This is a genomic window from Desulfosporosinus lacus DSM 15449 (genome assembly GCF_900129935.1).
Taxonomy (GTDB): Bacteria; Bacillota; Desulfitobacteriia; order Desulfitobacteriales; family Desulfitobacteriaceae; genus Desulfosporosinus; species Desulfosporosinus lacus.
This window is the reverse complement of sequence record NZ_FQXJ01000004.1, coordinates 268,974-282,327: the sequence shown is the minus strand read 5'-3', so window position 1 is coordinate 282,327 and position 13,354 is coordinate 268,974. Positions and strand designations below refer to the sequence as shown.

Genomic DNA, 13,354 nt, shown 5'->3' with positions numbered 1-13,354 from the left:
TTTTTATACCTCCGATACAGTTAATCAAAATCCGCTTCCCCAGCCATGAAGCTGCCCGGCCCCATGGCTTGTTTCTTTTGTTCGGCAGCCATGCGGGCAACGTCTTTCTGGTAGTACACCCAAATATTCCATAACAGCACGTCCTTCGAGATGTCCGACAGTACGGGCCGGGCGTCTTCTCGTTTTTCCCGCAGCTTCCGGTTGTGCTCCATATCACCCATGCCCATCATTTGGTTGAAGTACCATTGCGACAGGTCGGGAGAAAACATCATGGCAGGATAGGTGCGGGAGGTTACGATCTGATAAGGGCGGCTGACTCGGCGCACTTCGTCCGGGGTAAGCAGCTTGCGCTCAATTAAGCTCACCGATTGGGATGAGCTGGGCGTGGAGTATTTGGCATGGGAAGCGGAAAGCTGGTAGCTGGATGTCGTGTAGGAGCCCAGCTTTTCGCTGATTTCCTGCAAGGTTTCCTTGTCATCGGCCTGCAAGTAAATCCAGGTCTGGCAGTTGGACTTAATGGTATTGGCTACGTGCTCGTCGTACTTTTCCTTTAGTTGTTCAAAGCTCTGTAAATAGAGGTTAAAGCGGATGCCGCGTCCAGCCGCGACGGTCAGTTTGGTCGTGATATCTGTGATGGGGGTAAAGTTGCCGAATTCTTCAAGCATGTAATTCACCCGGCGCTCCAGCCGGCCGCCCCGTTTGTCCGCCATATTGGCCAGCAGTTCATACTGCTGGGAGACAATCAGAGAGGCGATAGGGTAAAACGTAGTTTTTTCATCGGGCAGGATAAGGAAAAGCGCCTGCTTTTTGCTGCCCACGTCGGTTAAGGAAAAGTCGCTCTTATGGGTGATGGCGTTGATGCTTTTCGATGTGAACAGGCGCAGGGTAGTCAGGGCCGATGTATAGAAGGAGCCTCGTGTCCGGGTAGGGGCTACGTCGCTGATCGAAAGCAGTGCCCGGGCCGGATGGGATTGGGGCAGCTTTTTTACGTACTCCAGCAGCGGCATTTTTCCGGCGATGGTTTTGCACATTTCGGCCATAAACCAGTACACATTTGTTAAATTCTGATAGTCGTACCGCTTGATGTTGTCTACGACGACACAAAGGATGGTGGCGGCGATAACGGACATTTCGCCGTTGTGCCAGATCTTCTCTGAATTGCCCGTTTCCTTACCCACAAGGATATTGGTCATATCCCAGGCCAGCATTTCGGCCCGCTCCATGTTCCCGGCCTTCGCCGCGTCGATAATCGGCTGCAAAAGGTTGTAGTGCTGGCTTTTCTCAGGATTTTTGAAATCCACCGCCACCACTTCATAACCTAAGCGCCGGAGGAGGGAGGCGGAATAGTGGTACAATTCCGCTTTGGGATCGCTGATAATCATGCTTTCTCCAGAGAGGGCAAGGGTGCCGATGGATTGCAGCACCACGGAACGGGTCTTGCCGGAGCGCGTCGCTCCGATGGTGAGGGTATGGGTGTCGTCGCCAACATAGTAAATCTGCTCCGTATCAGCCTCCTTTTTCATTCCCAGCACTACGCCGCCGCGTTTTAGGCAAAAAGCCGGAGATTCGGATTGTTCCGATTCCAGGCTTTTCCCGTTATCTTCGCGGGGTTCCCCTGGCGGCGGACCTGCCGCGTTCTCTTTTACTTCCTGAGCATTGTTTGCCAGGTCGTCAGCACCATGCTCTAGCAAATAACGTAGGGCGCTATTGTTAAGGTTCAGCGTGTAACGTTCCAAGGTGTTGTTCTTTTCCTTCTCGGTCAGCCAGCGGGAGGAGCCATGTTGATGCTGACCGACAGCAACCGGCGTGGCGATATCCGGCGTAACCTGGAGAAGGTCGCTCTGGTAAGGCCGCAGGTTTGTTAAAAAGAACAGGAGGGAGAGAATGGTGATAAACCCCTGCAAACACAAGAACAGGAAAAAATGCTGACGGCTCCCGGCCAGGCTGGACAGACATTCGTCCAAGGGAGCCAGTCGGAGCACAGTGCCTTGGCGGGACAAGATTAGATGGAGAGCAGTTGAGAAAAAAATGTTCACCACGCCGCCCACCACAAACAGGATAGAGCAGATTATGATTTTTTCCCGCGTTTTCATGGCTCCAGCTCACCGTCTAATTCCTCCTCGTCATCCGCCAGTTCATAGGGGCCTGAATATTCCTGAATGGGGGGCGGTTCAATTTCGCCCGTTTGCAGAGGAATGAGGACAGGCTTTAATTGCTGTTCAAGGAAAGCAAAATCACTGCAGCGGTCAATAAAGGTTCCATAGGTTGTAAGGAAAGGCTGGTCCAGTGGGTTCGTGATGGTAAGATCTCCCTCTAAGCCCTTGGTTGCGATATAGGCGGCAAGGTTTTCAGCCGTAGGCACCAGCCTTGTGTTTTCACCATGGCAGTAGCCGTTGACGTAGGGCCAGCCTAAATCCCCTTTGGCAGAGGGCTCAAGGGAATGTTCTTGTTTTGCCTCTTGCGCAACCTCATAGGCCATTTCATGGCGGATAGGGTTTTGCCTCAACCATTTTTCAAGGCTCTCCGGTTTGACAATCCCTAAAAAATCGGCGCGTTCCCAGTGCGCTTCGTGTCCGTCAAAGAGGCTTTTGGCGTAGACCGCCTGACCGCGGGCACCGTAGGTGCAGCCGAAACCGTTGTAAGCCACCCACAGGGAATTTTCGCTTTTGCGGCAGTTGGTTATCAGACACTGAGCATCCAGCACCAAAGTTTTGCCTTCGTAGTCCTGACGGTTGCTGTCGAGGATACAGTCCTCCAGAGCAAGCGGCGTATGCTCCTGCCGGATCTTTAGATCTTGCTCAACCTGTTCGTCCAAAACATAGACCGTTGCTCGATGGAGTCTTGCGGCTTCGTCAATCTCGCCCTGCATACCCTGTGTAATCTCGTTCCCCATCACCCAAACCTCGTCGCAGCGTTTCAGGAGTTCAAGGCCCAGCCGGAGGGCAGCCTCCCGTTTCGCCGGGATGGTATCGTCAAATACGCCGTTCCAGGCTACATGGGGCGCGATAGGGATTACGCCGCAGCTTGCCGCATAAGCGCAATACTGTGAGGCCCGTTTAAGGTTGGCCTCCATATCCCCCCGAAGGGGAGAACAAATATAGATCAGCTTCATGTTTCACCGTCCTTTCTGCTTATTTGCAAGAGGCACATCACCATAACGCCTAAAAAGCCGCCTGCTAATGTGCCTAAGAGAAACGTTCCCAAGAGGTTCATCGCTCCTTTACCGGTATTTCGAGGAAGGGGAGAGAAGAGGTTATTCAATTTCGGGGTCGTCAAAAGGGTCGGCCCGCTCAAAGAAGTTGTCTGTTTCCTGATCTTCCGGCGTTGTCTCCAGGAGGGGATTTTTAACCGCCTCATCCAAGTGCTGCTGCAGGAACATGAAGGAAGGGGCGGGTACATAGTAAATCAGTGTGTCGGGACTGGCCTGTGAATTCCAGTAGTTCGTGTAGTCAGGAAACTCGGTTGCCAGAGTGTGCATCAGGCTTTCCCAGCTTGTTATCAGGTCAAGCACTGGGGGATGGCTTGCCGAAAGCTCGAACACCGCAATGGCCGCGCCCTGGTTGAGGTCGTAAAAGTAGAAGTCTCCTTTCTCCCAGCAGTTTTCGGCGCGGGAATAATCGCTCATGCAGTATTCGGACACCGTTTTATGGATAGCGATACCGGTACGGCTGTCTGCGGACAATAAAAAAACACCGTTGTCAAGCGGTGTTTGGGTTTTCAGCGTACCCCAGGGCGTTTCTGCGGGTTCGGGCAGCCCGCCGAAGTATTCAGGATTCAGAAACCTGCCGTCCGCCTCAATATCCTCCGGTGTTCCGTATTGCTCTATGATCTCGGGAGCGGTGATATGACCGTTTTTGACAAGCTCATAAGCTGCCGCCATTTCTCCGGGACTGTCCTTATCATAGTGGATGAAGCCGTTCTTGGCTCTTCCCTGAAAAAGCGCTTTGTCGCCCAGCAGTTCCCCGGCCTTATTGCTGGGGATCATCAAACCTTCGCCCTTAACGGCTACAACCTGATAGACACACAGGGCAATCTCCGCACAGCTTAGAATGGTTCCCCAGATAGAGGTATTTGGCCTGTCGTCCATACTTATCCTCCTAGCTCCAATTCGTCGTTTTGCCGGACCAGGTCCAGGTCCTGACCAAATTCCTGCTCAAAGTCCAGCGTGATTTCCCGCTCCTTCAGCTCGGGCAGGATTTCCTCGATGCGGTCGATGGCTTGGCAAACTGTTTGAAATTCCTCGATAGTCTTGTCATTGTTGGGGCTGATTTGAAACCGGACGAGCTGGTCATGAATCAAGGTCAATTCTGTTTCGCTGAACAGCTTGCGGGCGTCTATCAGGCCGGCGCGCACAGCGTATTCCTCCATGGCCGCCGCCTTATTGTAATAATGCTGTACCTGCATAGGTTTACTGTTTTCCGGGGATAGGCGGTAAGTGCGGAACACATAGTCGAACAGCGGGTGATATTTGCAGGCCAGCACCACATCGCCGTATTGACTGAGCAGATAGGCCCCGCCCGGCAGCTTTTGATTTTGCTCGCTGTAGGGTTTTTCAGTGCAAATGCCGCAGCGCAGGGCGGTCCGGCGCGCCAGGTCATTGATTTCGTCCATGGTTTGGTCCGTGACCAGGATAAAGGGGTTCTTTTCAAGGGTGTCGTTGGGCAGGTAAAAGGCCACGATTTGCCCGTTTTTATAAATGTCGGCGTAGTAATCTGCCGACGTTGATTTTTTGATATCATAGCCCAGCTTGTTCAGGGCCTCAAAAAAGGCTTTATAAAACTCATTTTTTGATTTCATGGGACGCTCCTTTCTGGAGGAGATTTGGGGGAAAATGAACCGGGATATTGCTACATTTCCCATTCCTCATCGTCCATGTCCTGTTCCTTGTCATCAGTGGAATAAAACAGATTGAGCTGTTCATTTTCCGGTGGTTTTAGATTTTTGACCTTTTCCGCGCAGGAGACGAAAGCCGCAAGATAGGAGCCGGGATTCCGGTGGCGGCGCATTGTCACAAGATCATCCTTTTTAATGGCTGTCGCAAGCCCCGCCGCGTAGTTAAGGATATTTCCAACACAAAGTTTTTTTGCTTGTTGGGGATCAAGGCTGTCGATCCGTTTGGACAAATACTGATAGTTTTCATCGGACAGATATAAAACGAGAGAAGCCTTGGCCGTTTCCCTGATTTCGTTCGACCTTGCCATATAGTCGTTGGCTACCTCGGGCGGCACCGCCCGGTAATAGATTTCAGGATACGTCCCGGGAGCCATGGTTTCTACGATTTTGTGCTTGTAGTAATAGATGTGGTTGCGTATAAGGTTGAGGTTTGTACCGTCTGGCCAGGAAGGGTCTTGGCCGCCATACTCATGAAGGTGCTGCCAATGCGCAAAGGAATCCCGGAGCCGTTGTTCATAGTCCTCCTGCTGTTTCTTCCTGGCCATCTCATCACCTCCCGTATTAGGCAAAACCCTGTTCCTTGTGCGGAGGTAACAGGAAACCGTTCGCATTTCTTGTCGCGTCCCATCATGGTTACGGCTCCTGTCCTTGTTCCTGCTCCAGCTCCAGTTCTAGCTCCAGTGCAGGGGCCTCCTTTTCTCCGGCTCCGATGATAATGTTCAGTTTCGCAAGCAGCTCCTGAAGGTTCCTGTTTTCTTCCAGCGTGGCGTCATTGTTTTTCCCGGTGTTGGAAACGCACCAATACAAACGGGAAAGCTCTTTCGGCGTAAACAGCGACGCGATTTTTGGCAGTTCAGGGTTGAGGTAGTCCCAAATCGGCTTATCTTGCTGCCGGATAGCCAGCAGGTGGCCGCTCTTGTAGCGCAGGCTTCTCAATTCTCCATCCCGTAGCTCGCGGTGGGGTTCATCCTTGGGAAAAAGAAAGACCGGTAAGCCCGCTGCGTGGCATTTTTGGGCGTCGTAGGGGGAAAGCCGGACAAAATCGCTCCCGTGATAGCCGAACCGCGCAAAACGCTCCAACCGTATTTCCTCCATGTACCGGTCGAAGTCGTAAGGTTCGAGGTTATTTTTGCGTTGGCTGCGGATGTGGTACATTAGGGAATCCAGGTCCGATGAGCTGTCATATTCATAGGTATAGGGGCCGTAGTTTTGACGGAGGGAATCCCGGTTTTTCTCAAACTCGCTGATCTCGAAGGTTCGCCTGACTCCGTCTTTAAACGTGACCTTGGCGAAATGTACGGGTTGCATGGTTTCCTGCACCTGCGCACAATGGCTTAGGTAATCCAGCGCCACGAGGCTGCCTAAAACTCTGCCGTCTTTAAAGTCGTCCACCTCGACATAAAAGGATTTGATTTCTTCGGGATGGCCCCGGTAATATAGCCAGGTATTGTTGGCATAGGAAGGTGTGAGATAAACATCCCGCTCTGGGAAGCAATAAGTGCCGCTTTCCCGCGACATCCAGAGGAAGTTCTTGGAGGCAAGGACGGATATCGCGTTTTTCAGGTCACCGATGTCGTATTCAAAATCCGCTTTGTGGTACAGGGTATTTTCCTCGACGACGCGGCGGAGGCATTCCTGGATGTCCACGCCGATAAACGCTTTCACAATTCCACCTCCAATTCGGCTTCCCGATTCTGTTGGGCCTGTAGCTCTTTCAGGTCGGGGCAGATGGTTTCTAGCTTTTCAATGACGGCGTGCAGCCCTTTTTCGGTATCATAGGTTAATTCGTCGTCGTTTTTCCCTTGAAAGAGAAGCGCCGAGTAGATTTGTTTAAGCTGCTCCGGCTGGAAGAGGATTTTCTCTTGTATCAGGCCGGACCGAGTGGCAAAATCCTTTTTAGCTTCCTCATAATTGGTGGTATAGTGTCCTCGCCCAACGCTCTTGCGGTTATAGTCGTATTGCCAGGTGGTAAAGTGCAGGCCATGGTCGCCGTCATCCCTGGCTGCCAACACGATGTTGTTGTACTCGGATAAAAGGCGAAATTCGGATACAGCGCGGATCGGCATGGGTTTGGCATTCTCCCAGGCGGCCGCCATTTCCGTCGCTTTATTCAGGATGGGAAGGAAAGTGCGATAAACTAACTTCCTTTCGATTTCCGCCTTTTCCTTAGCGCTTTGCCATAGTTCTCCGAGAACAAATGGCGGATCGGGTTTTTCACGGGGCCGCCAGATTTCATGTTCTTTCATCAGGATTTCAGGAAAATCAGGAGAGGGCAGCACGGCGTCCTTTTCCGTGTCATATTGGGCGCGGTGGTAGCCTTGCTTACGCAGTTCCACCAGCATAAGCCGCTTTAACATTTCATGCATTGTTTTTATCCTCATTTTCTTGAGGTTTTTGAATCGTATCCTGCTTTGGGGAAGAGGGCTTTTTCTGTGAGCCGTTCTTGCCGCTCTTACCGGCTCTGCGGTTAAAGCCGGGCTTTTGGGTCATCAGGCGTTCGTAAAGGCCGAGTTTGCCATGAAAAAAATACATGATGTCACGTCCTTTCTTGTTTTTGGGCACAAAAAAACACCATCCGGTTAAAGATGGTGCAAACATTTCTGGTTTTTAGCTTGAAAGAAGGAGCTGATTTCTCAATGCCTTAGCCAAGTTCCACTATGCTCATAATGGGCCGTTCTAATTAAACTATTTATTATATGAATAATGGGAAGACTATATGTTGATTAAATAATGAATCTATTTAAGAAAATCAAAGGGATGACCTATTCGAGACAAAACGATCCCGTACTCTTTAACGATATCTATGGTTGTCAATTCATTTAACCTACATATTCGTTGTACGGGAAAACATAGCTTATTATCACTAACTGTCTGATTTTTCAAGAAAGAATCTTCGTTAAGAAGTGTTTCATATGCAGCTTTTGCAGCCTCGTCTGAAATCTCGGGATCTTTACAGATAAGACGCTCAATGGTTAATTTACTTTCATTTATCGCCTTTAAGTGTGCACAGATTATCTGTAATCTCCTGTTAAAATTCTTAGAATGATTCTTTAGTTTAACATCCTCTATGTTTTGAAAATATGCTATATCAATGTAAGCTTGTCCATTTTGGTTGGTGACGCACAAATCCAAAACATCAAATGGAATGCTAATCTGGTTTTGATACATGACCATTGGTTTTTTTAGATCTCTAAAACATGACAGGGGATAATTAAATTCAGATTTACCCTCTGATATAATTTCTAAAAGAGTCGCATTCATTAATTTCCTACAGCCCTCTAATCGCAAATATGTGTCACAGGCTTGAGATACTAATAAGTAATACGAAGAATTGTAAAGAAAAATATCTCCTGTTGATAGTTCAAGGTACTGTGAATTAATATGTTGGTTATATATTTCTATATCGCGAAGTTCTTTTAATATCGGTGTCATTTCAGTTGCGTTTCCAACAGGGCTTTTTATTCCATTACATAGTTCCTCATAATAATTCATTTTCTCAACAAGAGTATCGTGTCTAACAGCAATTGCTTTGTTATATTCTTCCGTTTGCAATATCTGTACAAGCCTTGCCATAAAATTTATACATGACTCACCTTTGCTCTCGACTTTTTCATTAAGTAGGTAATCTAAAGTTTTCTGCCTGATCCCAAAGATTTTTCCTGTTGCTGATTCTATACTGGCACTCAGGCATTCTTCATAAGCTTTAAACAGTTCATAACTCGCTTTCCGTTTAAATCCTTGTGCTAGGCTTTTTGCAATTCTATCTTTTCTATTTGATAGAATACGTTGCTTATTAATATAATAGAAAAATGATGATGTTTTAATGTCACACTCGGCTGAAAGAAATTCGTCAAATTCGGCCTCTATTTCATCTTCATTCAATTCGGAGTCCGGTTTTACAGCAGATAAAATATAAACATAATTGTCATGCCCATTATGGCGTTGAGTTAAAGTCTTCGCAAGCTCAATGCCAGCATTTGCCGACTCTCCAACTCTTTCAAAATTTCTGTCCAACAACCATAATATTGAGCCATTATTAATACCCACCTTTTCACAATCAAATGCAGCCGCTTCACTTACCGTCGATAGTGTCACGTATTGCTCAATATACCCTTGAGCCTTTATATCATCTAAAAAAGCGAGAATAGCCTTCTGCTCAACTGAGTAGATTTCATCTGTCTTTTCAACTTCACAAAAACATTGTTTCAACTCATTCTCAGAAAGAACTTCAATAAGCTCAGCAATAAGGGCAGATGTATCCGTACCAAGGTCTGTGAATTCATCAATTTCGTTTATATGAGATGATTTTCCGACTTCAGTGAGATATCCTCTAAATGGGTCAATGGAACAACACATCTCACTATATACTTTTGCTCTTACCTCGTCATATTTTGGCGCAAAATAGCAATCGTCAACACTAATAACATATTTAATATTATGCATATCAAACAGCGTTTCAATCATATCTCTATTTCCACCTGCGCTTTACTGCATTAACTGTGAGAGATCAATCTCAAACTTATACAGATTCCTTTCCTGATTTCTTTCTCCCAGCAATCTAATCCTAGCAGAATTGTATTTAAGGTTACTGGCAGCGATATACAACCCTAATCCACGTCCATCGGTTTTTTTGCTTTCAAATGGCTCAAATAACCGTGTTTCAATATCTTTGCTTACGCCGATACCATTATCCCACACTACAATAATGCCACGCTCTAAAACTTCAATAGTATACTTTTTGTCTTTAATCAGATCTTTGCGTGCTGAAAAGTCTAGCCAGTATTCTGAATTGCTAAATAAATTATCAAATGCCTGGTTTAACATTCCACGATTAATACGCACTTTGAAATCTCTAAGCACATTAACATTAAAATCTATATTCTTTTTTTCGCATCTTTCCTTATAAAAAGATCTATGAGACTCTAAGAAGTCGCTGATATTAAAGACCTGTTTCTCGGCTCTTACAAACTTAAGTCCAGGATTGAAATATGACATTTGCTTTCTTAAAGCATCTAGGGAATACGTAACATAATTTATATGCTTGATAAGGTCATCAATTGACTGCGTAGATTTCGAGTCAATGACTTGTTGGTTCTTAGCTTTTACGCTTCTGATTGAAGAATCAAACTCATGTGCAAATAGTTCCACGGAAATTCCAAGTCCAGCTAATTCAAATAAGTCCTGAAGTCTTTCATTAATCTTTTCAAAATCATAGTTTATCGCATCGAGTTTTTTGTTAAGAGAGTCCCGCTCTTGTTGTATGCGTTTATAATCGCCGGAAACATCAGCTATATTCTGATATAAATTATCCAGACTTTTAGTCACTTCGGAAGGTACAAACGGCGAAGAATCAATTATTCTTTTGGCAACACTATAATTATCTAATGCAGAAGCAATATGCTTGTGTCCCTCCGATATTAACGGAGTTGTGCTTGCCATTTCTTCACGTATTTTGATTATTGTAGGCTTAAAAGTTAAAACGTTATCTCCTATATCACTGGATAGAGATATGGCTTCTACAACATAGGCTTTCATTGCATCATTAAGTTTTTTGCGATTTCGGTTTATTCTCTTAATAGAATCATCAAGGATTTTATAAAATGCATGATAATATTCATCCTCAACAAACCCTTCTCGGTTAGTAGTTTCTTTCAATACTGCATTGCAATTTCCGGTGAGATAAACGCATCCAATTATGCTATCATTTCGTAAATCAAAAAAATAGCCAGTAGTTTTCGACGAGGAAGATAAACCTAGCCAGTCGCCACCTTCTCCTTCCCCAAAGCCCTGGACGACGAAACCGTCGCGTACTACTTTAATCCCATAAAAACGTTTGATAAAATTGCGATATTCATCACGGTCAATTAGTCTATCATAGCTAATGTTTTCGTAAAGATAATCCAGATATTTTTGATCTAATGAATATTCATATATTTCGCATTCGAATTCGCCGGGGTCACTTGTTCGTAAAGAATCGCCTGAGGTTTTTTGTAAGAGTTGAATATCTTCAAATAGGCATTCATCCTCTGAAGCAAGTATATTTCCATAGTCGAATCTAGGAAATACATTTGACAGAGACTTTTGATTTATCCGTAAAAAATCATTGATTGCCGTCTCGCTAAGTGTAAATTCACCTGATACAATCTTTTGCAGGATTTCTCTATTATAGAAAAATGACCTTTTATATTCTGTTATAACTTCTGCTTTTCCACAGGAATATTTTATTGTATGTTTTGCACGCGCCGAGGCAAGAAGTTCATCAAATATTTTGCCGATAGTCTCAATTTCTTGCCCGTTGACTTTTGCAACAACTTTAAAGGTGTTTTCTTTACTTCTAAAAGGCGATACAATTTTGCTTATGCTGTTTGTCAAAATGTCAATTTGCGTCTGGCTTGCCCACCGCTCATCATCAATAAGATCTTTAATTATAATTTTTGTGTATGATTTTTCATTGTCAATTTCTGTTTCTTCAATCTTGACAGGGATCTGATCAATCGTAGTATTCTTAAGAAAATCGCCCCAAGGAATAGTAACAGTGTACTCAATCTTTGAGGTCGCTAATTTGGTAATCATCTTCATATTTCTGCCAAGCTTTTGAACCGAAAGACGGCCTAGGCCTTTATCTCCCAGAGGATAACGATGATATTTGGGGGTCGTCCTTTCTTCCTTCTTCATTTTTTTCTTAGGAGAATTAGAAAGCGTGAGCCAGCCGTTTATAATAGTAGATAAATCCATTCCACAACCATTATCTGAAAGCTCAATCAACCCTTTACAAACTGTTTCCGCAATGGTTTCTGTATAATTAGAATCGATCGACAACATGCAAATCGTTGCATCGGCATCATATGCATTCTTAATAAGTTCAGATAAAGCAGTAACCTCGTCAGCAATAAGTGACTCACCAAGTTTATAGATAAGAGAGGCATGAACACGAAATGATGCTGATTTCTTATCAAAACCATTAATGTCAGATTCAAGATAGTCTGACTCGCGGTCAAATAGCGTCAATTGTTCACTCATCGGCAATATCACTCCTTTTAAAAATCAATATATGCTCTCTTGTCATAGTGCCTTGTATGTCTTTTTCGTCACCGGTATATGCATTAATCTTTGGCATTCGCTTATTAAGAATCTTTCTTGTAAAATTGGTTAAAAGCGAGAGATTATAACGTAATCCTAATTCAACCATTATTTTATTCATATAGATTTCTTGCTTTGCTACTTTGCGATTTCCAAGTGTCCAAACTGATACAGAAGCAGGCTTCATCTTCTTTGATATAGTAGCTAGGAATCTATCAAAGTCACTGTAAAACGAAATCAATTTATTGACTTGTTTTGGTGCAATCTCAGTAATTGTATTAATCTGTTCTTTTAATGTTTCAGACTTTTTAACAATATTCTTTTTGTTACGGGTAACATACTTGTTAGAACTCATTCCGCCTAAGGAAATATTGTCGATTTCATATAGAGTATTAAGAAGCTTTTCATCTATTGATTCATCAATATCATTACTGTTTATCCATCTCAGAGGGATAACCGAATACTGACCATACGACACAGTTGTGTGGTTATCACCATACGGCGGTGAGGTAAAGATAAGATCAAACTTTTTCTTTGTGTGCTGCAGATAAGCGATGCAATCGCCAAGTATGATTTTTACAGAGCCTTTATACGAAACTCCGTCTCTCCTAATATACCCGCGTCGCTTAAGAACACTATAAAACTCGTTATGTTTAATAGAATTAAAAGTCAGCGTTTCCTTGAAAAGCGATATCGCATCTTTATTATATGTATTGATATCTTCTGCATCTTTTATGTGTAGCTTGTAAGTGCAATCACGAGAATTGGATACCATTCTCACAACTTCACAAAATGCTGCCCAGAAAAATCGTCGAATTTCAAGGTTCTCATCTTTCGTGATGGCGGTTCTTATTTTACTTAGGTCACATATTGCTTGCGCCGTAAACCATTTTTCTATTCCTTTGAATTGGTGATATGTAACATTGTTCACTTGCTCAATGTTAGTTATAAGTTGCGCAGCATGCTGTTCAAGCATTTTTACATTAATAAGGGTTGTTTTAACTTTGCACAACAGAACCGCAAGGGGATTAATATCAATGCCAACAACATCCAGACCTTGTAGCATACCTTCAACAAGGATGGTTCCAGAACCGGCAAAGGGATCTAGCAATTGAGGGTGTGGTATTGACATCTCTGCAAGACAAACTTGAAGCATTTCACGTTGCATTTTGGGAACCATCATTGCAGGATACGTACAAAATCCATGAACATAATCGCGTTCACTATTATTTGTGCCGCGATAATCCCAGTGGTCTTCCGACTCTAAGGTGAGGTTATTAAATTTTTCTGCTAGTTTAATATTGCTCATTTTTACCTCAATCCTCATCCAGGCATATAGCTAATTACCTATATGCCTTCATGTGAAGTTAAACAAATTCAC

At 44.6% G+C, this 13,354-nt stretch carries 12 protein-coding genes; all 12 read right to left on the bottom strand.

From position 1 onward, the window contains the following. Window positions 1-20: 20 nt before the first annotated feature. Entirely contained in the window at window positions 21-2,093 is a 2,073-nt protein-coding gene (locus BUB11_RS05730; protein WP_084110170.1) for a VirD4-like conjugal transfer protein, CD1115 family, read from the bottom strand. After that, window positions 2,090-3,112, bottom strand: a complete 1,023-nt coding sequence (locus tag BUB11_RS05725) for a DUF7768 domain-containing protein (protein ID WP_073028503.1) — start codon at window positions 3,110-3,112, stop codon at window positions 2,090-2,092. Before BUB11_RS05725 ends, BUB11_RS05730 begins: the two co-directional genes overlap by 4 nt. Next, the gene (locus BUB11_RS29030; protein WP_073028501.1) at window positions 3,109-3,213 is read right to left on the bottom strand and encodes a DUF3789 domain-containing protein; all 105 of its coding nucleotides are present in this window, start codon (window positions 3,211-3,213) and stop codon (window positions 3,109-3,111) included. The genes BUB11_RS05725 and BUB11_RS29030 overlap by 4 nt, the downstream gene beginning before the upstream one ends. 40 nt (window positions 3,214-3,253) lie before the next feature. Then, window positions 3,254-4,087: a hypothetical protein gene (locus tag BUB11_RS27430; RefSeq protein WP_073028499.1), complete on the bottom strand. Its 834-nt coding sequence runs from the start codon at window positions 4,085-4,087 to the stop codon at window positions 3,254-3,256. A 2-nt stretch (window positions 4,088-4,089) separates the two neighbouring features. Continuing rightward, window positions 4,090-4,797, bottom strand: coding sequence for a hypothetical protein (locus BUB11_RS05710; RefSeq protein ID WP_073028497.1), 708 nt, complete (start codon window positions 4,795-4,797; stop codon window positions 4,090-4,092). 50 nt (window positions 4,798-4,847) lie between these two features. Beyond that, a complete protein-coding gene (locus tag BUB11_RS05705) occupies window positions 4,848-5,438 on the bottom strand; it encodes a hypothetical protein (protein WP_073028496.1) in 591 nt (196 codons plus the stop codon). Between the two features lie 88 nt (window positions 5,439-5,526). Further along, on the bottom strand, window positions 5,527-6,558 hold the full coding sequence (locus BUB11_RS05700; protein ID WP_073028495.1) for a hypothetical protein: 1,032 nt from the start codon (window positions 6,556-6,558) through the stop codon (window positions 5,527-5,529). Continuing rightward, complete coding sequence (locus BUB11_RS05695; protein WP_073028494.1) at window positions 6,555-7,259, bottom strand: hypothetical protein; 705 nt, start codon at window positions 7,257-7,259, stop codon at window positions 6,555-6,557. Before BUB11_RS05695 ends, BUB11_RS05700 begins: the two co-directional genes overlap by 4 nt. Beyond that, entirely contained in the window at window positions 7,252-7,455 is a 204-nt protein-coding gene (locus BUB11_RS26860; RefSeq protein ID WP_143187552.1) for a hypothetical protein, read from the bottom strand. The genes BUB11_RS05695 and BUB11_RS26860 overlap by 8 nt, the downstream gene beginning before the upstream one ends. Before the next feature lie 174 nt (window positions 7,456-7,629). Further along, the gene (locus tag BUB11_RS05690) at window positions 7,630-9,357 is read right to left on the bottom strand and encodes a hypothetical protein (RefSeq protein WP_073028493.1); all 1,728 of its coding nucleotides are present in this window, start codon (window positions 9,355-9,357) and stop codon (window positions 7,630-7,632) included. A gap of 21 nt (window positions 9,358-9,378) precedes the next feature. Next, on the bottom strand, window positions 9,379-11,913 hold the full coding sequence (locus tag BUB11_RS05685) for a sensor histidine kinase (RefSeq protein ID WP_073028492.1): 2,535 nt from the start codon (window positions 11,911-11,913) through the stop codon (window positions 9,379-9,381). Beyond that, window positions 11,906-13,282, bottom strand: coding sequence for a TRM11 family methyltransferase (locus BUB11_RS05680; protein ID WP_073028490.1), 1,377 nt, complete (start codon window positions 13,280-13,282; stop codon window positions 11,906-11,908). Before BUB11_RS05680 ends, BUB11_RS05685 begins: the two co-directional genes overlap by 8 nt. Window positions 13,283-13,354 lie beyond the last annotated feature (72 nt).

What these genes read in the sequence shown, in the direction of transcription:
- BUB11_RS05710 (WP_073028497.1), bottom strand. Translation starts at nt 4,797, where the DNA reads ATGAAATCAAAAAATGAGTTTTATAAAGCCTTTTTTGAGGCCCTGAAC.
- BUB11_RS27430 (WP_073028499.1), bottom strand. Translation starts at nt 4,087, where the DNA reads ATGGACGACAGGCCAAATACCTCTATCTGGGGAACCATTCTAAGCTGT.
- BUB11_RS05690 (WP_073028493.1), bottom strand. Translation starts at nt 9,357, where the DNA reads ATGATTGAAACGCTGTTTGATATGCATAATATTAAATATGTTATTAGT.
- BUB11_RS05680 (WP_073028490.1), bottom strand. Translation starts at nt 13,282, where the DNA reads ATGAGCAATATTAAACTAGCAGAAAAATTTAATAACCTCACCTTAGAG.
- BUB11_RS05695 (WP_073028494.1), bottom strand. Translation starts at nt 7,259, where the DNA reads ATGCATGAAATGTTAAAGCGGCTTATGCTGGTGGAACTGCGTAAGCAA.
- BUB11_RS05685 (WP_073028492.1), bottom strand. Translation starts at nt 11,913, where the DNA reads ATGAGTGAACAATTGACGCTATTTGACCGCGAGTCAGACTATCTTGAA.
- BUB11_RS29030 (WP_073028501.1), bottom strand. Translation starts at nt 3,213, where the DNA reads ATGAACCTCTTGGGAACGTTTCTCTTAGGCACATTAGCAGGCGGCTTT.
- BUB11_RS05730 (WP_084110170.1), bottom strand. Translation starts at nt 2,093, where the DNA reads ATGAAAACGCGGGAAAAAATCATAATCTGCTCTATCCTGTTTGTGGTG.
- BUB11_RS05705 (WP_073028496.1), bottom strand. Translation starts at nt 5,438, where the DNA reads ATGGCCAGGAAGAAACAGCAGGAGGACTATGAACAACGGCTCCGGGAT.
- BUB11_RS05725 (WP_073028503.1), bottom strand. Translation starts at nt 3,112, where the DNA reads ATGAAGCTGATCTATATTTGTTCTCCCCTTCGGGGGGATATGGAGGCC.